The sequence below is a fragment of the Komarekiella delphini-convector SJRDD-AB1 genome (assembly GCF_014831675.1).
In the GTDB taxonomy this organism is placed as follows: domain Bacteria; phylum Cyanobacteriota; class Cyanobacteriia; order Cyanobacteriales; family Nostocaceae; genus Komarekiella.
This window is the reverse complement of sequence record NZ_VJXY01000024.1, coordinates 101,009-124,020: the sequence shown is the minus strand read 5'-3', so window position 1 is coordinate 124,020 and position 23,012 is coordinate 101,009. Positions and strand designations below refer to the sequence as shown.

Annotated in this window: 20 protein-coding genes; 7 read left to right on the top strand and 13 right to left on the bottom strand. The window is 42.2% G+C overall.

Going from position 1 to position 23,012, the window contains the following annotated elements; genetic code table 11:
- Nucleotides 1-196, top strand: a 196-nt coding sequence (locus FNW02_RS38820; protein ID WP_225225802.1) for a hypothetical protein, incomplete at its 5' end; no start/stop codon positions are given.
- A 76-nt stretch (nucleotides 197-272) separates the two neighbouring features.
- Nucleotides 273-1,049 carry an SDR family NAD(P)-dependent oxidoreductase gene (locus FNW02_RS21195; RefSeq protein ID WP_191759478.1) on the top strand — a complete coding sequence of 259 codons (777 nt, stop codon included), beginning with the start codon at nucleotides 273-275 and terminating at the stop codon, nucleotides 1,047-1,049.
- Between the two features lie 18 nt (nucleotides 1,050-1,067).
- On the opposite strand, the gene FNW02_RS21190 is transcribed toward FNW02_RS21195, so the two are convergent.
- The 5 genes from FNW02_RS21190 to FNW02_RS21170 all read right to left on the bottom strand — a co-directional run bounded on the left by FNW02_RS21190 (nucleotide 1,068) and on the right by FNW02_RS21170 (nucleotide 5,879).
- Complete coding sequence (locus FNW02_RS21190; protein WP_191759477.1) at nucleotides 1,068-1,847, bottom strand: photosystem II S4 domain protein; 780 nt, start codon at nucleotides 1,845-1,847, stop codon at nucleotides 1,068-1,070.
- Between the two features lie 120 nt (nucleotides 1,848-1,967).
- Nucleotides 1,968-2,123, bottom strand: a complete 156-nt coding sequence (locus FNW02_RS21185) for a hypothetical protein (protein ID WP_191759476.1) — start codon at nucleotides 2,121-2,123, stop codon at nucleotides 1,968-1,970.
- Between the two features lie 19 nt (nucleotides 2,124-2,142).
- Nucleotides 2,143-2,649, bottom strand: a complete 507-nt coding sequence (locus FNW02_RS21180; RefSeq protein ID WP_191759475.1) for a hypothetical protein — start codon at nucleotides 2,647-2,649, stop codon at nucleotides 2,143-2,145.
- A 220-nt stretch (nucleotides 2,650-2,869) separates the two neighbouring features.
- Nucleotides 2,870-3,247, bottom strand: coding sequence for a hypothetical protein (locus FNW02_RS21175; RefSeq protein WP_191759474.1), 378 nt, complete (start codon nucleotides 3,245-3,247; stop codon nucleotides 2,870-2,872).
- Between the two features lie 631 nt (nucleotides 3,248-3,878).
- Nucleotides 3,879-5,879, bottom strand: coding sequence for a TolC family protein (locus FNW02_RS21170; protein ID WP_225225801.1), 2,001 nt, complete (start codon nucleotides 5,877-5,879; stop codon nucleotides 3,879-3,881).
- Between FNW02_RS21170 and FNW02_RS38815 the strand changes: the two genes are divergently transcribed.
- Nucleotides 5,878-6,117 (top strand): hypothetical protein, encoded by a 240-nt coding sequence (locus tag FNW02_RS38815; protein ID WP_225225800.1) that lies wholly within the window; start codon nucleotides 5,878-5,880, stop codon nucleotides 6,115-6,117. The two genes, FNW02_RS21170 and FNW02_RS38815, sit on opposite strands and share 2 nt — an antisense overlap.
- Nucleotides 6,118-6,148: 31 nt before the next feature.
- Here the strand turns inward: FNW02_RS38815 and kaiC are convergent, their stop codons facing one another.
- The 3 genes from kaiC to FNW02_RS21155 form a co-directional block, all read right to left on the bottom strand.
- The gene (gene kaiC, locus FNW02_RS21165) at nucleotides 6,149-7,711 is read right to left on the bottom strand and encodes a circadian clock protein KaiC (protein WP_191759472.1); all 1,563 of its coding nucleotides are present in this window, start codon (nucleotides 7,709-7,711) and stop codon (nucleotides 6,149-6,151) included.
- 74 nt (nucleotides 7,712-7,785) lie between these two features.
- A complete protein-coding gene (kaiB, locus tag FNW02_RS21160) occupies nucleotides 7,786-8,100 on the bottom strand; it encodes a circadian clock protein KaiB (protein WP_191759471.1) in 315 nt (104 codons plus the stop codon).
- A gap of 112 nt (nucleotides 8,101-8,212) precedes the next feature.
- Entirely contained in the window at nucleotides 8,213-8,794 is a 582-nt protein-coding gene (locus FNW02_RS21155) for a KaiA family protein (RefSeq protein WP_191759470.1), read from the bottom strand.
- Between the two features lie 668 nt (nucleotides 8,795-9,462).
- Here FNW02_RS21155 and FNW02_RS21150 point away from each other — a divergent pair.
- Nucleotides 9,463-12,885: a hybrid sensor histidine kinase/response regulator gene (locus tag FNW02_RS21150; RefSeq protein WP_191759481.1), complete on the top strand. Its 3,423-nt coding sequence runs from the start codon at nucleotides 9,463-9,465 to the stop codon at nucleotides 12,883-12,885.
- 165 nt (nucleotides 12,886-13,050) lie between these two features.
- Here FNW02_RS21150 and FNW02_RS21145 read toward each other — a convergent pair whose 3' ends face one another.
- Together FNW02_RS21145 and FNW02_RS21140 are read right to left on the bottom strand one after the other, a co-directional pair.
- Nucleotides 13,051-15,033 carry an ArnT family glycosyltransferase gene (locus FNW02_RS21145; RefSeq protein WP_191759469.1) on the bottom strand — a complete coding sequence of 661 codons (1,983 nt, stop codon included), beginning with the start codon at nucleotides 15,031-15,033 and terminating at the stop codon, nucleotides 13,051-13,053.
- A gap of 205 nt (nucleotides 15,034-15,238) precedes the next feature.
- On the bottom strand, nucleotides 15,239-15,868 hold the full coding sequence (locus tag FNW02_RS21140) for a hypothetical protein (protein WP_191759468.1): 630 nt from the start codon (nucleotides 15,866-15,868) through the stop codon (nucleotides 15,239-15,241).
- Between the two features lie 808 nt (nucleotides 15,869-16,676).
- Here FNW02_RS21140 and FNW02_RS21135 point away from each other — a divergent pair.
- Together FNW02_RS21135 and FNW02_RS21130 are read left to right on the top strand one after the other, a co-directional pair.
- Nucleotides 16,677-17,009, top strand: coding sequence for a DUF565 domain-containing protein (locus tag FNW02_RS21135; protein ID WP_191759467.1), 333 nt, complete (start codon nucleotides 16,677-16,679; stop codon nucleotides 17,007-17,009).
- A gap of 44 nt (nucleotides 17,010-17,053) precedes the next feature.
- Nucleotides 17,054-18,100, top strand: coding sequence for a glycerate kinase (locus FNW02_RS21130; RefSeq protein WP_191759466.1), 1,047 nt, complete (start codon nucleotides 17,054-17,056; stop codon nucleotides 18,098-18,100).
- Between the two features lie 612 nt (nucleotides 18,101-18,712).
- On the opposite strand, the gene FNW02_RS21125 is transcribed toward FNW02_RS21130, so the two are convergent.
- The gene (locus FNW02_RS21125) at nucleotides 18,713-19,564 is read right to left on the bottom strand and encodes a DUF2382 domain-containing protein (RefSeq protein ID WP_191759465.1); all 852 of its coding nucleotides are present in this window, start codon (nucleotides 19,562-19,564) and stop codon (nucleotides 18,713-18,715) included.
- Nucleotides 19,565-19,978: 414 nt separating this feature from the next.
- A complete protein-coding gene (locus FNW02_RS21120; RefSeq protein WP_191759464.1) occupies nucleotides 19,979-20,161 on the bottom strand; it encodes a CsbD family protein in 183 nt (60 codons plus the stop codon).
- 409 nt (nucleotides 20,162-20,570) lie between these two features.
- On the opposite strand from FNW02_RS21120, the gene FNW02_RS21115 reads away from it, so the two are divergent.
- The gene (locus tag FNW02_RS21115) at nucleotides 20,571-21,008 is read left to right on the top strand and encodes a response regulator (RefSeq protein ID WP_191759463.1); all 438 of its coding nucleotides are present in this window, start codon (nucleotides 20,571-20,573) and stop codon (nucleotides 21,006-21,008) included.
- Nucleotides 21,009-21,240: 232 nt separating this feature from the next.
- Here FNW02_RS21115 and FNW02_RS21110 read toward each other — a convergent pair whose 3' ends face one another.
- The gene (locus FNW02_RS21110; protein ID WP_191759462.1) at nucleotides 21,241-22,812 is read right to left on the bottom strand and encodes a cation:proton antiporter; all 1,572 of its coding nucleotides are present in this window, start codon (nucleotides 22,810-22,812) and stop codon (nucleotides 21,241-21,243) included.
- Nucleotides 22,813-23,012 lie beyond the last annotated feature (200 nt).

Below are 23,012 nucleotides of genomic sequence, written 5' to 3'. Positions count from 1 at the left end.
AGCTTTCTCCAATTCTTCTTGGCTTTCTGAAATCTCGATTTGGAATGGACGACTCATCACAAAATCACTAAATGCACCTATCTATAAGTTTGACGTAGTTTGGCGCGTCTTCATACAGAATTGGTATTACTATTTTCTTGAAAGCTGGAAAACTATCCATACTACTGACAGATGCTTTACCCTTATTGGTATATAACTCTAGATGGTTAAAAATTAATAGTAACTATAGTTAAAATTTATAAAATGGATAAAAACGATTTTATATAGATAGGATGCCAACTGCTTTAATTACTGGTGCATCTAGTGGTATTGGTAAAGCCTTTGCTAAAGAACTAGCTGTACGCAATACAAACCTTGTTCTTGTTGCTCGTTCTGAAGAAAAACTAAACCTACTAGCTAAAGAACTACAAGAGGAATACAAAATTCAAGTAGATGTTATTATTAAAGACCTCACAGAACCTAATGCCGCTACCACTGTATTTGATGCTACAAAAAGTCTGGGATTAACAATTGACTTATTAATCAATAATGCTGGTTTTGGGTACTATGGAGACTTTGCCGAAGGTGATATTGAAAGACAACTTAAAATCGTACAATTAAACATTTTGGCATTGGTAGATTTAACCCATAAATTTCTGCCAATAATGCGGCAACGTCGTTCTGGAAGTATTATTAACGTATCCTCAATTACCGCATTTCAACCGATACCATATCTTTCTGTTTATGCTGCAAGTAAAGCCTTTATTCTCAGTTTTAGTGAGGCACTGTGGGCAGAAAATCGTGATTATGGTGTCCGAGTTTTAGTTACTTGTCCAGGGCCAATAGAAACAAACTTTTTTACAGAAGCTAATTTCCCTCCAGCACTAGCAGAAAGTACAGATAAGGTGTACTCTTGCGAAAAAGTTGTTCGGGAATCACTGGAAGCTTTAGAAAATGGCTACCCAACCGTTATTAGTTCTGATACTACCACTCAACTTAGAAGTAAATTATCTCGGCTCGTACCACGCAAAATTTTGCTGAATATGTTGGCAAAACATTTTAAAGCCTAAAAATGTTAACTTTTAACTCTACATATACCGTGTCAATTGAACTCGGTAGCGGTCTTTTTTAGTGACGGCGATTTCCCCAACTTCTAAACGTCCTTTACCGCGAATGGCAATTAAGTCACCTGATTTAACCTGAGAACTAGCTTGAGTAACTTCCTTCCAATTAACGCGGACATCACTAGCATCAATTAAATCTACCATTTTGCTGCGGGACATACCAAAACCAGCCGAGGCGATCGCATCTAACCGCAAAGAAGCCTCCACAGTAGTTAATTCTTTTTTCTTCGGTTCCCGAACTTTTAACTCATTAATATCAATCGGTTGAGTTTTCACAGGAACCGATCGCACCTGTTTAAGACTCATTTCCAAAAATTCCGTCAACTCTGGCGCTACAATTGCTTGCGCTCCGCGTTCTCCTAGAACAATAATATCTCCAGTCTTTTCACGGACAATTCCCGTTCCCAACATTGCGCCTAAAAAGTCGCGGTGAGTTGCTGTATCAAACAAGAAATTTCCCGCAATTTCCAATGCAACTAGGCTGACTTGAGATTGATCTAGAGGGATTTCCGAACGCGCGATCGCTATTCTTTGACGTTCAGCTTGCGGATATCCACCCCATGCTACCAATTGCACATCGGTTAACCGACTAAACACTCGTTGAATTTCTGCCAATTCTGGAGGAGACAAAAAATCCGTCAAAACCACTTCCCAAGTTTTGATGGCTTGCTCCGCCTGATCAATTACACGAGCTACACTATCTCGATTTTCTACACCTTTTAAAAGTTCTTCTCTTGGTAACATTCTTAAAATTTATGAGTTATTCAGTTGAGAATTAATCTGCTACAACTGTCTTGATTCTAACTTTAATTCCCATTCCAACAGGCTTACATCTCTAATGTTAAATCAACTATACAACCCAGATTAGCTGCGAGCGATCGCCAAGTTTTGGGTATAGTTGGATAACAAATCTTGCACCTCTGATTTATAAAAATCATCAGAAATCCTTACTAGTTTGTCAAGTTTGATTTGATAGGTTCGTAATTTGCGCTTTAGCGCTAAAGCGTAAATTACGAACATGTAAACTATGATTCATTCTCTATACACTGGTTGTATCAGCATAACCTTGAATATTTTCTGGCTCAAACTGACGTAATACTCTGGTTGCTTGCCGAGTGAGAGTTTCAGAACCTTGAACTGCAATTAAGTATTTACCCGCATCCAAACGGTTGCGGTAAGGTAAAGCGTCACCACTACCCACGAGTAAACCGACTCCACCACCGACAATTACACCACCCATAGCACCACTAGCAGCACCCAACACTCCGCCAACGATGTGATTACCAATTTCACCCGCCCAGGCAAAAGTGTCTAAACCTGTAATGACGCTGAAGGTAAATCCTGCAAAAAAACCAAATGGTACTAACCAGATTGTCATCAGCCGTGCTTGCTTTTTGGCTTGCTCCTTAGGGTCGATTAAGCCAAACTCGTCAGCAGTTTTATACCCCTTGCCCAGGATAGTACTGTTTATGCCTTCTTTTTCTAAGGCTAAGTAAGCAGCTTCGGCTTGGATGCGATCTTGTAATACAGCAACAAGGTAGTTCATTGATTAACAATAGTTGTCTAATAAAAGTTTTTGCTTTAATTAACAGCGTAACAGTGCTGGTTGAATCAATCTTGTATTAGTAGGTAGAAGTCAAAATTAAGATGTCAATTACCAGGAAACTCCTTAAATCTGACATCCCATCTCTCATATCTCCTGTCTCCCATCTCCTATCTCTTACTCCCCAAATTGAAAATAATACAAGTTAAATGCATATCGTCGGTCACTTTAGCGAATCCAGTGGCTCACAAAAATTGCTCACGCCTTGCTTGAGGACATATATCAATACTGGCGTTGCTAAAATCTTAGGAAACGTCGGCATTGTTTTAAGGTGTGCCATCATTCCCGCAAGTGAGCCGTTCAGCAATTCTTCCCGATATTCTTGTTCACAAATAACAGCACGCCATTTTCTAGCCAAAGCGTCTAACCACTCTGAATTTGCTCTTTCGGGTTGTTGTCCGGCTCGAATAGCTAGCGTCATTGCTGCATCTTCTAAATCTCCATCACAGTCTTCAATCAAGTCCAGCGCTTCCAGGGCTACGAGATCATCTGCTAATTGAGAGCGAAACTGTGCAATCTCTTGTGATGTTACTTTAGTCATGAATCCTTGACAAGGCGAGGGATTAAATTAGTAAACAGTAAACAGTAAACAGTTATCTTGAAAAGTTTCCTAGATTGGGAAACCCCGTTCGCATGATTGCGTCTCCCCTTCTCTACGAAACGCTACGCGAACCCACAGGGTAAACTACCACTTGTATTCGTGGGGACTCTGACGATGCGGATGAATACATCACTCTTTACTGATAACTGATAAATATTAAACACTCAGTTATGTTAATCCAATTGTAAAGTGTATCAATACCTTCATCCTGGGAGTCATGATAATTGGTAATTGTTACCCTATGTATAAATGCATTCATAGCAGTCGAGTATAGGTTAGGACAATGTTGATTGCTAAAAGCCCTGTAGACGCGAAGCGGCTTCCCGTAGGGTAGTACTTGGATTTATACGGGCTAAACCATAGATATCCCTCTAAGCGCAGCCATGCCCGCAGGGCTTTACAGCACTCGGCTATACTTTAAGCTTTGTAGTTCTCAACATTTGTTTTAATACAACTTTTTTTACCAAAAAATCTTCTACTTCAGCAATGGCACTGGAATAGAAGATTTTTTGGAGATTTTCATAGAGAACGCTATTTTATTTTGCGATGCCTTGAGGGCAGATGCGTGGTATTAGGGTAAGGCTAATCCTCTGGCTGTGACGGCTCGTTGTAACTGAGCTAAAGCGCGGTTGTAATCCAAAATCGCCTGGACTCGATTACCTTCGGCTCTTGTCAGATCGTTTTCTGAGTTAATGACATCAGTTTGAGTACCTACACCAGCTTGGAATCGCAAACGCGCTAAACGTAGAGCTTCCCTAGCTTGTTCTAAAGCAGTATTGGCGGTTTGAACATTGTTCAAATTAGATTGCTGGGTAGAAAAAGCTTGTTCTACTTGAAAGCGGATTTGATTGCGTTGCTCAGCAAATTGAGTTTCTGCGATCGCAATATTAGCTCTTGCTTGAGCTGCCCTTGCTCTTGATGCTCCCCCATCAAACAAATTCAGGCTAGCCCTCACACCCACCGAATAACCATCGGTAACGCTAACACTATCATCGAACTGATCTAGCAGATTGTAGCTAGCAACCAAACTAACTTGAGGCCCAAGCTCAGAAAGGGCTTGGCGTCGCTGTTGCTCGTTAATGTTACGTTGCGCCAACTGCTGTTGCAGTTCTGGACGGTTTTGAAAAGCTCGCACAATACTTTGCTCTAGCGTCTGGTTCCAAAGACCAGCTAATTGCACAGGATCAGCCGCACTGATATTTACTGACTGCGTTAAACTTAACCGAGTAGCTAGCTGACGACGAGCAACTTGCTGCTGAGAGATAGCATTAGTTAAATCTTGTTGAGCATTTGCTAAATTCACCTGAGAGCGCAACACATCGAACCGAGTACCAACACCCGCCCGTTCTAAAGCTTCGGCATCCCGCAAACTAGCTTGAGAGTTCTGCACAGCCGACTGAGCAATCCGTACGTTTTCATCTGCTTGTTGCAAATTGTAGTAGTCAGTAGAAACATTCAACCGAATTACCTCAGACTGAGTCTCTACAGCTAACTCATCGGAGCGTGCCTGTTCCTCAGCCTGCCTGATAGCAGCTTGCCGTCTCCCAGAAGTGTAGAGATTATACGTCAGTTCAGCTTGACCAGAAAAAGCTGTACTAGCTTCATCTCCTGGCTGGGGTATACCTGTTTGTCGTTCTCGTTGTTCTAACTGAAGTTGAGTACTAGCAGACTGCTGACGAGTTATATCCGCACCAATACTAAGATTAGGAAACAAAGCAGCTTGCTGCTCTCGTACAGCAGCTCGACTGCGTTCTAGCTGCAATATCGCTACCTGTAAATCCCGATTATTACGCCGTGCTAGCTCTAGAGCCTGTGCCAAAGTAATTGGCTCATTTCTCTCAAGTGTCACTTCTGCCGGTTTAGTGGGATATTGCAGAGGATTTGGACTAGGATTGAGATTCTCAGGAATTTGCACAGAACCGGGCGATACAGGGTTTACCGTTCCTGGCACAACAGGCGTTTGCACAGAACCGGGTATTATAGGGTTTACCGTTCCTGGCACACTAGGGGTATTATTCTGAGCCACGTTCCCAGCAGTATTTTTTTGTGGGCACGTGTTTGAGGCAAAAAGCAAATAAGTCTGAGGAGCAGTTTGGCTTTTCCTTACTTGCTGTGGACACCTATCAACCGCCAACAATTCTGCTGCTTTTGCACCCGTAGTTGAAGTTTGTAAAAATGTCTGCAACTGAGTATCAACATTTTTCTTCAGAACCCCTGGTTTCTGTGAAGAAGCCAGTGGTAAGATTTTTTTTGGGATAGAAGCAGGTTTTGAAGTAGAGTTGGGAACTACTGTATTTTCTAATTTCCGCTTATAAGTGGCTGAATTACTCTGTTGTTGGTTTTGAGCAGAATAATTCACATCTGGCCGTTGGAAAAGATTAGAGGTAGGTGTCAAACTGAAAAATCTACCTTTATCTTTCTTCGGGACTTGTTCTATTGGTACACTAGTGTACCCAGTCACAAGTATTGGAATACTTTTATTAATTAAAGGCTTTACACCGAGTTTAGTGATAGGAGCAGGTACTAGGGCTGGAATATTAACATCCCCAGTATTAGGCAGTTGGGTATTCATGATGTCCGCAACCAATGTTCGACTACGAGTAAAAGTCAAAACACTAGGAGAAGACGTTGGCTGTACCCCACTTACTTTTACAGTACCAGCCCAAGCAGGCTGGGTTGTTAAGACCGCTGCTGTCACACCAGGTAAGAAGCTATGGAATAATTGCTGTCCTTTCACCGCATCGCCTCACACGAAAATCAATCTAGCGGCAGAAACCTTTACCTCACCACAGAATATAGCACGATACTAAATTTAGGAAGGGATATACTACGATACCAAATTTAAGGATCGGAACTCTGTTTGTCTTCAAAACGCCTAACAATGCGAGAAAGTTCCGCCTTTTCATCAATAGTAACGCGGGTCGGAGCACCACTGACAATTCGTTCGTAGTTACGGAAAGAATCTTTAATTTCGGGGCCATCGGCAGTGATATTGTACTCACGGATACCCTTGTCATGCCATGATCCCCGCATTTTAAATACGTTGATTGCTCGTGACATTTCTCCACGAATTTCTACGTATTGCAACATCAAAATTGTGTCTGTAATCGTGGAAATGTGGGAGTCTGTAATTGAATGTGACCCCATAAATTGATCGGTTGTGTTGGTAAAAAAACCAGTTATTTCTTCTTGCTTAGCGTAACCAGTAACACCAATCACAAATTGTCGGAATGCATTATTGCTTACTCCTCTAGCTAGTGCTGAGAGAGAATCAATTGCAATCCGGGCTGGTTTAAAGACAGCAATTTCTGATTTAATAATTTGCAAGTGGTCTTCTAAACCAGTTGATTCTGGATATGTACAAATTATTTTGAGTAGACCTTGGTGTTCTAATTCTTCAAAATCAATTCCCCAGGAGGAGGCATTGCGAGATAGTTGAGCGCGTGATTCTTCATAAGCAAATAGTATTGCTCGTTCGCCAGAAAGACACCCATCTTGAATAAATTTGCTGACTAACAGTGTCTTACCAGTACCAGTGGCTCCCGTGGCCAAAATAATTGAATCTTTAAAGAATCCACCTCCACACATTTCATCTAGGGTTTTGACCCCAGAGGAAACCCTTACATTAGAAGACCTTTGAGTCAAGCGCATCGCTCCCAATGGGAAGATGTTGACTCCTTCATTGGTAATTGTGAAAGGATACTCGCCTTTCATGTGAGTAGTACCGCGCAATTTGAGGATTTCACTTGTGCGACGGCGGCGTTCTCCTTCTAATACATTGCGAACAATTACCACATTATCGGAAACAAATTCTTCCACTCCAAAAGAGGCAACAGGGCCATATTCTTCGCTACGTTCAGTGGTAATGATAGTAGTGACATTCAGTAGTTTGAGACGTGCTACAAGACGAAAAATCTCACGCCGTACTACTCCCATTGCTTCATACTGCTGAAATACCGCTGTTATTGAATCGATTGAAACCCGTTTTGCTTTGTATTTGCGAATAGCATATTGCAATCGCTCAATGAGTGCCGAAAGGTCAAAATTACCGACAATATCTTGGCCTTCAGGATCAGGAGAAGCATCAAGAATAAACAACTTACCTTCATCAATGAGGCGTTGCAAATTCCATCCAAAAATATAAGCATTTTTAATAATGTCACTAGGTGATTCTTCAAAAGTAACAAATACTCCTGATTCATCAAAGTAGGTGATACCGTTATAGAGAAACTGAAGAGAGAATAAAGTTTTGCCTGTACCAGATGTGCCACTTACCAAGGTAGTTCTACCAACAGGTAAACCGCCTTGACTAATATCATCAAAACCTTCTATCATCGTGCGAATTTTTTCTACACCCCCAATTAACGGTGTTTTATTTTGCTCTGCTTTGTCTTTTTCACTCATTGCTTGGTAACAAATTAGGTATCAACCCGGTGCTTCTATTGCTAAAGTTTGTAAACAATTTCTTATGAGTAAATTCAATCTTCAAAGTCTTCTTCACTCAATTCTTCATAAAGTAAATCTAAGCCAATTAATACTCTTTCTCTGTCTGAAAGATCTCCAATAATTTTGCGAACGGGTGGAGGCAAAATTTTCGATAACGTTGGCGTGGCTAATATTTTATCTTCTTCTGCCAACTGTGGACTTTTGAGTACATCGATTACTTTTAAAGCATAAACACCTTGAAACTCCTGCTCTAAAATATTTTTGAGTGTTTTTAAGGCCCGTACTGAATTAGGAGTGTTCCCTGCTACATAAAGCTTGAGAACATAAGTTTTTCTAGCTTTATCCATATTATTTACAGGCTAGGCTTGAGAATATAAATATTAAGATGTGCTTAGGGATTATGACGAAAGCTATAGTAGCAGCCTGTGCTAAGTTAAACATAAAATAAATAAATTGAATCTATTTAGAAGCTGAACTTCTATAAACTTCGCACAAGTGAGCCAATATATCTATCAATGTCAAGCGGTAATCAAGTAATGTTTCATCACTCCTTCCTTCTAATTTTAGCTGTATAGAAAATTCTTCAATTAGTTCCATGTGAATTTTGATGATTTGAGGCACAGGAATATTAGCATAAAATACGGCATTGATAAATTTATCGATTTTTTCTTTAAGATTTTTTTCTGCGGTAAAGTAGTAGATGAGTATTTGGCTGTAATCTAATTTAAGCTGCTCCAACAGTGCTTGTTGATCAGTTGGAGTCATCTGCTGAAATATCTGCTGATTTTTTTGCTTGTGACACGTAAATACATAGCAATTTGTGTCTATGGATTGTTCATGCAAGTTTGGTTGCACCCACCCAGGTAAATAGTGAGTTTTAACAGGGATGGTTGAAGCTACAGGCTGGTAGCCCAATTTTCCAATGATTATATAGAAAAAATTCCACATCCACTCGCTCAAACCTTGCTGTTTGGACAGAGAAGATGAATTATTTAAGCATTTTTTAACATGAGGTTGCAGAATCAATATGGGTAATAACATTTATTATTTACATATCTCCTTGATCGCCCTGACCAAGAGGGGTTAGCTGATAGGTATGGCAGAAGCTTGCAGTGTAAGATTGAGTGTGGAGTAAACCTGTGAGTTCCATCTCAGGGAAATACTTCGTGTCAAGATAAAGTGCTGGTTACTTAACAACCTGGTGCGGCGACTAAGTAGTAAGACTTAGTAGGTCGTTGATGAGGCGTTTGCCACAGAAGGTACATTATTTAAATTATGATTTGCATATACATATCTATCTACATACAGATTTCTATATTTCACTCCTTGATAAGATACTTAAACGAACTTAAAGGATTGTCGCATTCTAAATCATTATAATTCCTCAAGGTTCTAAAGCGAATCTTTGGAGCCATAATTGTTTTAACCGTTGCTATCGATGAGGAGTTTCAATACCAGTAGGATACAGAATCAGGCTAGTCACTGAAAAATTTGAGAGCAGCAAAGATAAACGCCACCGCTTGGAAAATTTAGACGCAGTCAAGTGTCCTTGAGGGCAAAGCCCATTAAATGATTTTAATGGCGTTGGTGTAACCAAAATAGCTTATGTGAGTCTTCTTGGAGAATATTACTTCAGGCTCAAAGAGCATCAGCAGTTGCCAGATGATCATGCCGGAGGTTCCCACAGGAAGAATGACCCCCAAATCCCTATGTCAATGCTACAGTACCCGCTTTATGACTTTCTAGCAACCGTACCCAGCTGCTTAGAAACAAGTACTCTGGCAGTGGTGCTGGAGATTTTTGAGAAAGAGCAGTGCGATCGCTTGGTGGTAGTGAATCAACAGCAAAGCCCTATAGGGTTGCTGTATTCTGCCCGTTTAATACAAAAATTATTAGCAGATGATGGTGATACATTTTTAAATTTACAGCAGTCACTCTCCACCTTAGGTCAAGCTCTAATTGACCCAATACAGACAATACCAGCTTCCAAGCATGTAGAGCAATTAAGTTGGTGGTTACGTTACCAACAAACCCAAAAACACCAGTTAGATTGGGCGCTAATTGACTCCGATGGCAAGTTTTTAGGGCTGATAGATAGCTTACGCTTGCTGCAATTATTGGCTAAGGAGAGAGTCACAAGCTCATTTACCCTTGGCTCAACTGCCCAAAGGTCGTCTCAAGAGACTTCCCCAGAGTATGATGCGGCTGTGACAACTCACTCGCGGGCACGGGTGCAAAATGAACATAAGTCGCTAGTACAGCTATTGGAAAGACTGCCTTGGCCTTTGATGTTGCAAACGGGTACAGGCGAGGTAGTGGCGCAAAATCCAGCTTGGTGGCAGCAATTAGGAGTTTTAAAAGATCCAGAAGGAGTCAAGCAACAGGTTGAGGCAATACTGGCCCCCGCCAAAGCCCAAAAAACAGAATACGCTACTCAAAAAGCAGCCAAGGTTCATCCTAATGGTAGAGGAAATGATCTTGATGATGAGGCACAACCGACGCCAAGCATACATCATCTAGAAGAACATACCTTGTCATTTCAGAGTGAAACAATACCCCAACCAGGCTTACCAATCTCACAGTCTCACAACCAAGAACAGCAAGCAGTTGTGGAGACTCCATTTAGTCGGTGCTTCTTGGATAGTCAAGTAGGTACTTGCACCTGTGTTGTCGAAGTTCAAAACGGTCAGGAGCGAATCTGGCAGTTTGCCAAAATCCCATTAGATAGTCCTGATTTGAAAGTCATGAATGCTGAGTCAGAGGTTTTTCTGGGCAACGCAGTAGCTTCTCAAATTGAGAGATCCGCCCACACGGCTGGTTCCTCAACACGGGCTACGCCCCTCTACGCTCACAGCACTGATTTATGGTTGGTGTTAGCTACTGATGTGACTGAACAGCAGCAGCTTTGCAAAGAACTGGCTGCTAAAAATGCCGATTTAATCCAACTAAATCGGTTAAAGGATGAGTTTTTAGCTTGTATTAGTCATGAACTAAAGACTCCGTTGACTGCCGTTTTGGGGTTATCACGGTTGCTCGTAGATCAGCAATTAGGAGAACTCAACGAGCGTCAAGCCCGTTACGCGGGACTGATTCATCAAAGTGGACGCCATTTGATGAGTGTGGTCAATGATATCTTGGATTTGACCCGCATGGAAACGGGACAGATGGATTTGACCTTAACCCCAGTTAAAATTCGGGCTGTGTGCGATCGCGCCCTATCGGAAGCAACAGCTATCCACACTCAAACCACCAAATCATCAGCCGCCCAACCTGAAACCAGCTCATCCACTCCTCAATTTACTCTCTCCATTGAACTAGGTTTAGACCAGATCGTGGCAGATGAGTTGCGCTTGCGCCAGATGCTAGTACATTTGCTTTCCAATGCCTTTAAGTTCACTGAAACATCTGGCGAAATTGGGCTGCGGGTGAGCCGTTGGGAAGGATGGATTGCCTTTACCATCTGGGACACAGGCATTGGCATTCCCGAACACCAACAACATTTAATATTCCAAAAATTCCAACAATTAGAAAATCCTCTCACCCGCCAGTTTGAAGGCACAGGTTTGGGGCTAGTATTAACCCGGGCCCTGGCTCGTCTCCACGGAGGAGATGTCAGCTTCTTATCTCGTGAAGGTAAAGGCAGCCAATTTACACTGCTTCTACCGCCCAGTCCTCCGAAAACAAGCTTTTCTGAGCCAGAGGTGGGAACCAGTGAAGACGGGGAGATACAGCCCAAAGGAATCACTACAACAGCTCGTCAGCTTGTGAGTGCGCCCTCACAGCATCACCCGACATCTTCACAACGTTTGGTCTTGGTAGTCGAAGCAGTAGCCCGATATATCGAGGATTTGACCGAACAACTCAAAGGTTTAGGTTATCGGGTAGTCATTGCGCGATCGGGAACAGAGGCGGTAGAAAAAGCTAGACGCTTGCAACCAATAGCGATATTTTTGAACCCCTTGCTACCCTTGTTGTCAGGTTGGGATGTACTAACACTACTGAAATCTGATACTGCAACCCGTCATATCTCCGTAATTGTCACGGCGACGGGAGCCGAAAAGGAGCAAGCATTTGCTAACCGAGCCGATGGTTTCTTAAGCTTGCCAGCCGAGCATCAAGTCTTAGCACCGATCCTAGAAAAATTATGTGCTACACCAGAAGTTCCTCAGCTAGGGTTAGATAGTAGCAAAATCATTCCGGCTAACACTCCACTACGAATTCTCAGGTTAGTGAATCCTGAGTTGGAATCGGTCAATCCCCACCCCTCACTTCGAGAACACCGAGTAATTGAAGTAGATGACTTAGATCAGGCAGAACTCTTAGCGCGAGTTTGGCAGTTCGATGTAGTTTTGCTAGATGTAGAAGGTTCCGTTGCCCAAACTTACCTGCAAAAACTGACAGGATACACACGCTTGGCGGCTCTACCATTGGTTACTTTTGATGTCGCAACCACTTTGGCTGCCTCTCAGATACCGGGATTGTCTGTGTTTCCCTGTTTAACACCAATTGGCAACAACAATCGCAGCGGCAAAACAGATGCTTTATTGTCAGTACTGCAAATTGCCTCTGGTATCTGCTGTCCTCCCAATATATTAGTAGTGGATTTAACAACGCTGCGTGATCTACCCCAGGGAAGACGCAAGCAGGTAAAAGGTTATCGAACAGAAAAAAATTGTTCAATCAGTAGTGAAACTGCTGAACGGGGATCTGAATGGTTCCAAGCCTTAATTCAGTACCTACAAACAGCAGGGTTTAAAGCAACGATGGCTCGCTGTTGGGCAGAAGTGCTACAACAAATTCGTCACCAAAGCGTTGATTTACTACTAATTTGCTTAGGAGAATCTGTCATTAATAAAGAGATGCTAAAAGCTCTGAGAGCTTTGAAAGATTTACCTTTAAAGTTACCACCAATTTTGATACTCAACCAGCGATTAAATCGCGCAGAGGTAATTTCTCAGTCTCAGGCTCATGAGCAAGGGGAAAAGCAGAGGAAGAATGGATTGGAATCTCTAGAAACTGTTGTGGGCGCGATCGCAACTCAAATCCTACCGCGTTCCATATCAATGGAAGACTTATTAAACCAGATTAATCATGCTTTAGCAGCCAACGGTCAACATAACAAATGCGAATGATGTCATTAGTCATTGGTCATTGGTCATTAGTTTTTCACAAAGGACAAAGCGCAAAGTCTGAGCGCCGGCTTTTGGCGATAGCTCCGCCAACGCCTGCCGTAGGATGCCCAAAGGGCTGTAGGGCGAACAGAACTTTGTAAGAGAGGACAAATCCCAAAAGACAATTTAATGAACATCAAATGATATATCCATTTTTTCACTTTTCCTTTTCTTAAAAGGAACTCGAATCAAGTTGTAAGCACCCTTGGTGGCTAAATTCTTGTAATCATCTGGCTGTAAGTCCATTTTGAGAAACTTTTTCTGTTCAGCCAGAAGCAGTAACGAAGGTGGCTGTGGTGTTTTAGCTGCCTCGTTTTGAATATGCTGGACAACTTCTTGGGGAAATCTTAAATAATTTACTTGGGTTTGGCTGTAGAATGCCACACTAGGTTTTTTAAAGCCCATCATCACTAATTCTTCATCTGGTTGTTTGGCTTGCAGTGCCATCACAGATAATTCCCTCAAAGGTAATTGACGCTCCCGATCAATAAAAAACATCGCAGGCGTCAAGACAACGATCAAAAACGCCACAAACCCCAGCAAATTAATATTGATAATATAATTCCAACGGCGATTTAGTAACAAAACTGCAACCAAGACAGCACAAACAAGCCAAATTACACCCCCTGTTACTGGTAAACCCGACTTTTGAATTAGTATACGGAAGTTGGGTATAGCCGGATCTCTACCTAATAATTGGCTTAAATTAAACATTCCTACTGCCAAAAATGAGAGAAATGCAACATTTACCCAACCGCTTACTCGGAGAAAGGAGGAGTAGGGGAAGGGAGGAGTGGAAGAGGGAGAAAGCAGAATTTGCTTGGTCTTCGGATCTAGGAAAAATTCGCTCCACAACAGCGCCACAAGGATAGCGGCGGCTGGCATTAAAGGCAACACGTAACTAGGGAGTTTGGTGACAGCAATGCTAAAAAAGCCAAAGATCCCAGCAAACCAGAACCACGCAAATAAACCCAATTGCTCAGAGCGTTCCTGGAGACGCCAGTGCGATCGCTGCCAAAACTTTAGCCTAACTATTGCGATCGGCAAATACACTGAATATGGCGCAAATCCTAACAGCACCACTAAAAAGTAAAAATACCAGGGAGCAGAATGGTGATTGACAACACCCGTAAAGCGTTCCAGATTATGATAACCAAAAAAGGAGTTAATATAACCCCAGCCATTGCGCCAAGTCACTAACGCATACCAGGGCGCTGATAAACCAAAAATAATCAAGATACCTACGAGGAGGCGCATTTCTCGCAACACCTCCCGCAGCTTTCCTAAATAGAGCAAAAACGCCACAATAATTAACCCTGGTAAGACAATTCCCACCGGGCCTTTAGCTAAAATTGCTGCTGCAATTAATACATAACAAGCTAAATACCACTTATTAGGTATTAAAGAGGTGATTTCGCTGCGAGATTGAGAAAATTCCTTCCTGATCCCTAGTCCCCCAGTTCCCAGTTTCCCAGTCCCCAGTCCCCATTGCCCCTTATCCCCAGAGGGGGCCCCGAGTTCCCCAGTCCCCCCTTTCCCTGCGTACCCCAGAAAGAAGCATAACAAAGCTGATGCCATGCATCCGGTAAGCAGCATATCTGAAACTCCAGTTCTCCCCCAAATAATCATTTCGGGATTGAGTGCGATGATAGCTGCTGCCATAAACGCTGTTAAATAGCGGCGCGCAGGACGTGAAACTTTCTCTAATTGGTCTTGTTTTGCTAGACACCACTGGATGGTGTAAAAAGCCAAACTAATTACGCCCATCGCGGCGATCGCAGAGGGAAGACGTACTGCCCACTCATTCACCCCAATAATTGCATAAGCGATCGCTTGACACCAATAAATTAAAACAGGTTTATCAAAACGAGTCTCGCCATTGAAAAATGGCGTAACCCAATCACCTGTAACAAACATTTGACGCGAAGCTTCAGCAAACAGTGGCTCTGTTTCATCAATCAAGCCAATGCTGCCTAAATTCCACCCAAAAGCTACCCAACCAATTAAACTCAACCACAAAACCGACACAGTCACAGCGAGGGCTGGACGCTTTTCTAGATTGTTGAACCACTGCTCAACAGCGCTTTTAACACTCAATTTCAGCCTCAATCAATCAATAGTCAACAATCAGTTACCAGTTATCAGATATCATTTTGCTAAGTCCCCCACTAATATAAATGGCTCATTCAAGTAGGGGCCAAATTCCTGCCTGAAACTTTAGTAACTGTTCACTGATTTAATAGTCGTTGGTTATTGATGTTTTGTTCTTCCTTATTTTTGAGTTTTTCATTGATTTTTGACTATGAACTACAAACTATGGACTCAGAACTAGTTGCCATTCCTTGTTTTGGGTGTTCCACTTAGGTGAAGGAGTTTCTCCCACAACATAAGGCCCCCAGTAGCGACGGGAACCATCTTGGGCAAAGGCAACTAAAATATCTCCCTTTTCCAGCTTTAAGTTACCTTGAGGCAAAGATAGAATCAGCCCCTTTTCACCACCTTCTTTGGGAGCAAAATCCCAATGTGCCGGAACATCATAGTTAGCCTGTTTAGAAGCTGCGCTTTTGACTCCTGACTGCCTTGCCAGTAAAGCCAGCCGCACAGGTTGATTGGTAAGATTACTCATCCGCAAAGTCCCTAATCCCTTAGCTTTGCCAGCTGATTGATTACGGGTCAAGACAGGATGAGTATTTTCTCTAGTGCTATATTCTACTTGCTTGGTTGGGATCGTAGCTGAAGTAGTTAGGCTGGCGGAGAGCGCTTTATCAGGTGAAACAGGTACAGAGGGAGTTCTCTCTAACTGTGAAGTCTCTGTTGACCTTTGTGTAGATATATTGGGTTCCGCCTCAAAAGATACGCTCATCTCAAAGCATCCCACCACTAGCCCAAGCAATCCCAAGCAAAAAGCTGCAACACCAACGTTACGGTATACTGAAAATCTCATATTGATAGTCTTTAAAAATAAGTATTTTGTTTAGGCTTGACCAAATAGTAGCCTATTATCACAAAAGGCAATCAAAGAAAGTAGCCTATTATAGATTCTCTTGAAATTTAGCTATCAAATGTATCATAAATATCATTTTTACTAGAAAACTTTGGTGGAAATAATTATCTTGATGCTTGTCCCAAAAGGGATGTAGACATTTATTTATTTAGGTATTAACCGTAGACTTAGAATAAAAAAATAAAATTTGATACAGATTAAGCGAATTCTCTTGTAGAATCAGAATTTCGGTTAGACCGCTAGCGATCGCCTACGGTGAGGCGTAGCCCATCATAACAAGGCGTCCTCTGCCAAACCTTATAGATAACTCTCCTAAGCTGTGAGATACTACAAGACGGGCAACTACCTTTCGGGGATCTATACTCCCCTGAAAATAATAAGATGGGTCAAGTTTTTTGGACACTGGAAAACCAGTACATATTCACATACTAACAAAGAAGCTTATGCTGAAAGCAATATCCTCAATATAAGAATATTTCACTAGTCGCGGCGATAGCGATAGCAATGAACAAGCGTCGGAGTTCCCCACCATATTAATTTGATTGGTGGCTCATGGCGAACCACTCCACTCAAAGAGTACTGGGAAATTGTTTCAAAATATATCTGGGGTTACAGCAAGTTCTATGATTTTTCCGCTGATTACCTAAGTTCCCAGTCCCCATTGCCCCTTATCCTCAGAGGGGGCCCCGAGTTCCCCAGTCCCCAGCCCCTTTTACGATATCTTGACTTTTGCCTAGAAGTCTCACTGATGCAAAATACTCGTCTCAACAACCTTTTTGATGCCATTGCTAGCCGTTTGGGGCAATGGTTTTTGAATCCTTGGCGGCGACTATCGCTGTTGATAATTAGTTTTTTGTTCGGTTTTTTTGTAGGAAACGCAGTTTCTACTACAGCTGGTCAAAGGGGTTTCTTAGACATTGTGGTAGCTGCGTTTTTAGTGGTGTTGACAGAATTTACTAGCAGGATATTTTATAGTCAGAGCTTTTTGTCTAGACGATCGCTTTGGGTAGACTCACTCAATTTCCTAAAAGTTGGTTTCATCTACAGCCTATTTCTTGAAGCCTTTAAGCTGGGATCGTGAGAAGAAGAGGGGAGCAGGGGAGGTAGGGGAGGCAGGGGGAGACTATGAAGTCGTGGTTTGAAGAGATTTTGACTGGAACAGAGGTAGAAGAAACTTGGCAGCAGGAAGCACGAGAAGCCGCGCTGACAGATAAGTTAAGGGCAACAGCTTTTGGGATCACACCAGAAAATGTGGATGAAGTTATCCAAGTGCGATCGCATTTACTAAAATCCGTTTTGCCAGCTTTTAGTGAATTCTGCCAGACTAATCTTCAGGTGCAACCCCAGGAAATGTTACAGGTGTTGTGGGACTTGTGGCTACCTTTAGGAATCAAACTAGCATCGCACTGCCAACAGTTGGAACGACCTCTAATTCAAGGGATTTTGGGAGCACAAGGCACAGGTAAAACCACAATGTCTAAGGTTCTCAACTTGATTCTTCAGCAGTTGGGATACCGGACTCTGGGTTTATCTTTGGATGACTTGTACAAAACTTATAGCGATCGCCTAGCCTTAATACAGCAAGATCCTCGCTTGATTTGGCGAGGGCCACCAGGAACCCATGATATAGAATTAGGCTTAAATTTAATAGATCAGATTCGCCAGCGGCAAAGTCCGGTTATAGTTCCCCGTTTTGATAAATCTGCCTATGGAGGTGCTGGCGATCGCACTACTCCAGAAATAATCACAGGTGTGGATATTGTATTGTTTGAAGGTTGGTTTGTGGGTGTGCAACCAATTAACGCAGATTTATTTGATACTGCACCGCCACCAATTATCACAGATGAAGATAAAACATTTGCCCGTGATATAAATCACCGCCTCCACGATTATCTTCCACTGTGGGCGCGATTAGACAGCTTAATTTTGCTCTATCCAACCGATTACCGCTGTTCCTTGGAGTGGCGTAAACAGGCGGAACAACAGATGATTGCTGCTGGTAAATCAGGGATGTCTAATGCAGAGATAGAGCAATTTGTCAATTATTTTTGGCGATCGCTTCACCCAGAATTATTTATCAAACCGTTGCTAGCAGATCCCACAGCGGTGGATTTAGTTATTGAGATTCAAGCTGATCATAGTTTTGGTGCAGTATATAGCGATCGCGCCTGATCTCGACTTTATCCATTTTTACGAAACCCAAAACCCGACGCTGAAAGCATCGCGGGAGTGTAGTTTTAGTTTTTCGACTTGATCGTGAATCAAGAATATAGGAAAAGTATTTGCCAAAAAACCAGAATTTTTGCCGGATAAGAAAAGCCGAGTTATTCATTTTGGATAAAGTCGAGCTGAGAGGATGTTTGAAAAGTCCTCTTGTTGGTAGCAAAACGTTCTAGATCCCCCTAAATCCCCCTTTCCAAGGGGGACTTTAATTCCGGTTTCTTCCCTTAAAAAGGGGAGCCAGCGAGGTCTTCTCCCAAAGGGAGAGGCTAGCGCCAAGGGGGTTTCCACGCCACTCCCCACAACGGATAGCGCAGCGTTAGCGAGTCATTGAGCGTCGGGAACCTCCGCAAGGGGGTGGCTCCCCATGAGCGACTGGCGTGGGTTAGAGGGGATCAACAAGTGCCTAAAATCACAGGTAACTACTTTTCAAACGACCTCTGATACCAAATTGAAACTGGACAATCAAAAATACAGGCAGAGCCTCAGATGCGACTCGCCTGTATTATTTTTAAGTGGAAGCAGATTTTAAACTGCTCGCCTTTGAATTTTGCTCAAACATAATTAAATTAAATTTGAATCTGAGCCTTCCACAACGGGAAGCCCATCAGTCTCAACATCTAACTCTTCTCGACGAAGCGTTTCTTGCGCTTCAACCATTTCTTGCTCGACCACTTTCTTAATTCTGACTTCTTCATGCACAAATGCTTCTTTGTGAATGTCAGCCGTCTCTTCATAAACTTCTATGCGTGCTACCTCACCTTCGCCGAAGTTAACACTACCAGGCGCAACCGCTTTTCCAGCATCTACAGGAGTCACTCGTTCAATCACAACTCGTTCTTTTTCGATTGGTACTGAAACCCGTGCAGTTTCAGTTTCAACACGTTTACCAATCGCTACTTCTCCTGTCTTAGTGCGAGTTTTACTTGCAATCAGCCGTTCTTGATATAGTTTGAATGTTTGATGATCCTGGTCATTGAGATCGTACAAAGAAGGCTCTTGTTGGTAGTTATAGGTATCGGGATTGTAAGTGCTAGCAGTCGAAGATGTTGCATCTAGAAATGTTGGGCGATAGACTTGCCTTACCCGTTCTTCATAGTCACGATCAACCTCTTGACGCTCATTAAACTCAGGTAAATTTTCCGCTTGCTCTTTAGTCATTCCCACAGCGTAAATACGGCTAGAATTCTGGTCAAGCCGAGAACGTCCAACTGGTAATAATACTTTTTTTCCAAAAATCCATAAGCCCAGATCAACTACAAAATATCGGAAAAGACCTTCTTCATCTACTAAAACATCACTAACTGTACCAATCTTCTCATCGCTATCTGTATAGATATCCATTCCCTTAATATCATTTTCATTAAAATTTTCATGATAGTTGGGATCGAAGTCTGCGATTTTTACAAGAGCCATAACATTTTTACTCCTACTTGGTATAGTTGATTTTTACGTCTTTAAGAACAGTCATAATTCGTAATTGATAATAAATTATGCCCCGCTGCGCTTTAAGCGTAGCTATGCCAAAGGCTTTACATAATTTGTATTTGTAATCAGTGCTTACTTTGCACTTTCTTGATTTACGAATTACATTAGCGTCGCGGGGCGTAGTCCATTAGTTAGCTTGCTTCTCGCTTTTTCTACGTTCGCATAGCGTGTCGTCGAAAGATGCTACGCGAATAGCAAGTATTACGAATTATTTGGTCATTGATTTACAAAATCAACCCCTTTTAGAGTCCAATTAAGTCCAATAAAGGGGTCGATTTCTCAAAGTTTGTCCAGCTTTTAAGCGTATTCTATGTAGAGTATGCTAGAAAAATTCAAATTTTACTAGTCAATATTCTTTTTAACTTGATCTTTAACGTCTTCTACGCCATGACGAACTTGGCTTTCAGCTTGCTTTGCTTTTCCTTCAGCTTTATCTTCAGGATCGCCAGTAATATTTCCTAGTGCTTCTTGAGCTTTGCCTTCGATGTTTTTACCAACAGCTTTTGCTCTATCTTCTATACTCATTTTACTTCTCCTTATGTTTTGACAAAATCGATTTTCAAGCTTACGTTTAGACTTACGAAATCGCTTTGTGATTGTATATACAGATTAGCTTTATCTTTTATATTGTGTCTTCTTCCAGAAGACACATAAGATTCTATGCCGAAAGAGTAATATATGTAAATTGCAATAAACTACTTAGGAAATCACTAGCATTGCACCAGATACTAATCGCTAATTGGTTATTACTATATATTTTGGTATTAACTGTAAGCGCGATCGCTCATTTAATCAGGCGGTAAGTATTGCTCCGTGAATAAACTTCTTCATGTCGAAAATGCTTTTTGTTTAAATGTGTTTATTTAGAGGGAATATTTATTTTGTTTTATGCGTTGCAATAGAAGTAAAGCATACTAGGTAACAAAAGAACAGCATGACAATAGACCAAACCAGCGATCAAGAAAGTAAGACAAATTTGCTTCAGCACCTTGTTGGAATCAGGATCATGCTGGTGGAAGATGAGCCAGATATTGCAGACTTGCTCATCTTCATTCTGGAAGCCGCAGGCGCAGAGGTGATGGCTTTTGTCAATGCAGAAATAGCCCTCGCCTTAGTTGAATCGCTTCATCCCGATATTCTGCTGTGTAATGTAAAGTTGCCCCATCATGATGGCAATTGGTTGATTGGGCAAATTCGGGTGCATTCTTGCCGATTTCTACGGCAGTTACCAGCGATCGCCATCACTTCTTATACACGTGAGGTTTCATGCCACAAGGCCTTGAGTGCTGGCTTTGATCGATTCATCACCAAGCTTGAGAATCCAGAGGAAATTATAAATGAGATTGCTTACCTGTTATCAGCCCGTGAGTAGCATAGGGCTAGAGGTGCAGGGGGGGCAGGGGAGTAGAGGGGGAAAGAAAAATTAATGATCAATAACTCTTGACAAATGACCAGAACTTACGCACGGGTAACGGAACGAACCACAGAGGACACAGCGAGAAGTCTGAGCGGAGGTTTCCTCCGGTCAGAACTTCTCAAGACAGAGGGCACGGAGAAATAAGAGTTTCAGAGAGTTTTTGCGTAAGTCCTAATGACAAATTAACCTACCCCTCTGTTTCACCTCCATATTGCAAAACGTCTTGAAGCATGGGTGCTAGTTGTTTATTTAACCGACCAGATTTGACAAATTCTGCATAAGTATCTGCTTCAATTGCTAGCAGTTCTCCTCGAAATTGTTCAGTTATAAAACTGCGAAGATTTGGATATTCAACCTGTAATTTGTCAATTTTTCCTTGCAAATCCGTAATTTCGCCCTTGATAAGTTTCTCTTGGTAACGGTAAAACTCTGGGTCGATGCCCGGACGTTGATCTGCCTGGAGGTGTTGCAAAACGCGTTCTAGAGCTATATAACGGGCAACTAACTCTAAATACTGCTCACGTAAGGGTGCGTTGCCTAGAAGATTCAGCTTTTGCAATAAAGGTTTGATGGTCAATCCCTGTGCAAGTAAAGTAAATAAAACTACTCCAAATACCGTAGCGATGATTTTCTCTCGTTCTATTAGTAGCGTCGGTACACTCAATGCCAAGGCAATGGCGACGGAACCACGTAACCCACCCCACCACAGTATAGTTTGGTCAGCCAAGGGAATTTCTGAGTTAGTGATTTTCACACTCAAGGTGCTGAGAATATAAGTAGCAATTGCTCGCATCAAAATCATTGCTCCCACTGTTATGGCGATGATTTGCAAGTTTTCTCCCAAACTAGCAAAGCGAATTTGATCACCAATTAGCAAGAACACAATCGAGTTAACAAAGAACGCTAAAAATTCCCAAAACTCGGAGACAATAATTCGCGTGCGGGGATTCATGCCGATGCGAGAGCCAAAGTTACCCAAAATCAAACCTGTGGTGACAACTCCAATTACTCCAGAACCGCCCAAGTCTTCGATAATCAGGTAAGTGCCGTAAGCGGACACCAAAGTTAAAGACTGTTCTACCATTGGCAAATCAAAGCGTTGCGTGAGGTAAGAGATGCCAAACCCAATTAAACCTCCCACCGCGACACCAATGCCGACAACTGTAAAAAACCGCACCAAAATTGGTTGTAAGCCCAATTCGACATTTCCTAAAGGCAGCGCTACCAAAAAACCGAAGGCAACCACCGCCATGCCATCATTGAATAAGCTTTCACCCTCCATTAAAGTGACTAAACGGCTACCTACACCCAATTCACGAAACAAAGCGGTTACAGAAACAGGGTCAGTAGCAGACAGGCTAGCGCCAATAAGCAAAGCTGTAGCTAACGAGAGTCCAGCTAGTTGATTGAGAGCGATCGCTACCCCTACAATCGAAATCACTACCCCCAGAACTGCATACAGGCAAATTGGCACTAAATCCTTTTTCAATTCTGACCATTTCAAATTCCATGCAGCTTCAAACAACAGTGGTGGTAAAAAAATGGACAAAATTAATTCGGGGGAAAGAGTCACCAGACGGACATCAACAAACGCCAACCCTAAGCCGACAATCACCAGTAGTAAAGTGTAGGGTATCTGGCGAAACCAGCTAAATATCTGCGGTAGTGTCGCTACGCTTAAAGATACCGAAAGTACCAAGAGAAACTGCTTGAGATTGGTGGCAATGACTTCCTCACCGATTGCTGATTCAAGTACCATAATGAGATTCCTAGTAAAATTTTGCACTTCATCTTTATCTGATTATTTTCAGACGACACCAGAGCAATATGAGAATTTAATTAGTCAGAAATCAAGAATTGACAACTAATCGAGCTTACATGTTAAAAATTTTAGACACAAGCGATCGCAGCCAGAGCAAATCTGAAGTTGCTAATTTAGCGACTTTAAGGTGAGAATCT

Bases quoted from the DNA above. Each gene is read 5' to 3' on its own strand.
- FNW02_RS21195 (WP_191759478.1), top strand. From the start codon at position 273: ATGCCAACTGCTTTAATTACTGGTGCATCTAGTGGTATTGGTAAAGCC.
- FNW02_RS21190 (WP_191759477.1), bottom strand. From the start codon at position 1,847: ATGTTACCAAGAGAAGAACTTTTAAAAGGTGTAGAAAATCGAGATAGT.
- FNW02_RS21185 (WP_191759476.1), bottom strand. From the start codon at position 2,123: ATGTTCGTAATTTACGCTTTAGCGCTAAAGCGCAAATTACGAACCTAT.
- FNW02_RS21180 (WP_191759475.1), bottom strand. From the start codon at position 2,649: ATGAACTACCTTGTTGCTGTATTACAAGATCGCATCCAAGCCGAAGCT.
- FNW02_RS21175 (WP_191759474.1), bottom strand. From the start codon at position 3,247: ATGACTAAAGTAACATCACAAGAGATTGCACAGTTTCGCTCTCAATTA.
- FNW02_RS38815 (WP_225225800.1), top strand. From the start codon at position 5,878: ATGATGTCCGCAACCAATGTTCGACTACGAGTAAAAGTCAAAACACTA.
- FNW02_RS21170 (WP_225225801.1), bottom strand. From the start codon at position 5,879: ATGAATACCCAACTGCCTAATACTGGGGATGTTAATATTCCAGCCCTA.
- kaiC (WP_191759472.1), bottom strand. From the start codon at position 7,711: ATGAGTGAAAAAGACAAAGCAGAGCAAAATAAAACACCGTTAATTGGG.
- kaiB (WP_191759471.1), bottom strand. From the start codon at position 8,100: ATGGATAAAGCTAGAAAAACTTATGTTCTCAAGCTTTATGTAGCAGGG.
- FNW02_RS21155 (WP_191759470.1), bottom strand. From the start codon at position 8,794: ATGTTATTACCCATATTGATTCTGCAACCTCATGTTAAAAAATGCTTA.
- FNW02_RS21150 (WP_191759481.1), top strand. From the start codon at position 9,463: ATGTCAATGCTACAGTACCCGCTTTATGACTTTCTAGCAACCGTACCC.
- FNW02_RS21140 (WP_191759468.1), bottom strand. From the start codon at position 15,868: ATGAGATTTTCAGTATACCGTAACGTTGGTGTTGCAGCTTTTTGCTTG.
- FNW02_RS21135 (WP_191759467.1), top strand. From the start codon at position 16,677: ATGCAAAATACTCGTCTCAACAACCTTTTTGATGCCATTGCTAGCCGT.
- FNW02_RS21130 (WP_191759466.1), top strand. From the start codon at position 17,054: ATGAAGTCGTGGTTTGAAGAGATTTTGACTGGAACAGAGGTAGAAGAA.
- FNW02_RS21125 (WP_191759465.1), bottom strand. From the start codon at position 19,564: ATGGCTCTTGTAAAAATCGCAGACTTCGATCCCAACTATCATGAAAAT.
- FNW02_RS21120 (WP_191759464.1), bottom strand. From the start codon at position 20,161: ATGAGTATAGAAGATAGAGCAAAAGCTGTTGGTAAAAACATCGAAGGC.
- FNW02_RS21115 (WP_191759463.1), top strand. From the start codon at position 20,571: ATGACAATAGACCAAACCAGCGATCAAGAAAGTAAGACAAATTTGCTT.
- FNW02_RS21110 (WP_191759462.1), bottom strand. From the start codon at position 22,812: ATGGTACTTGAATCAGCAATCGGTGAGGAAGTCATTGCCACCAATCTC.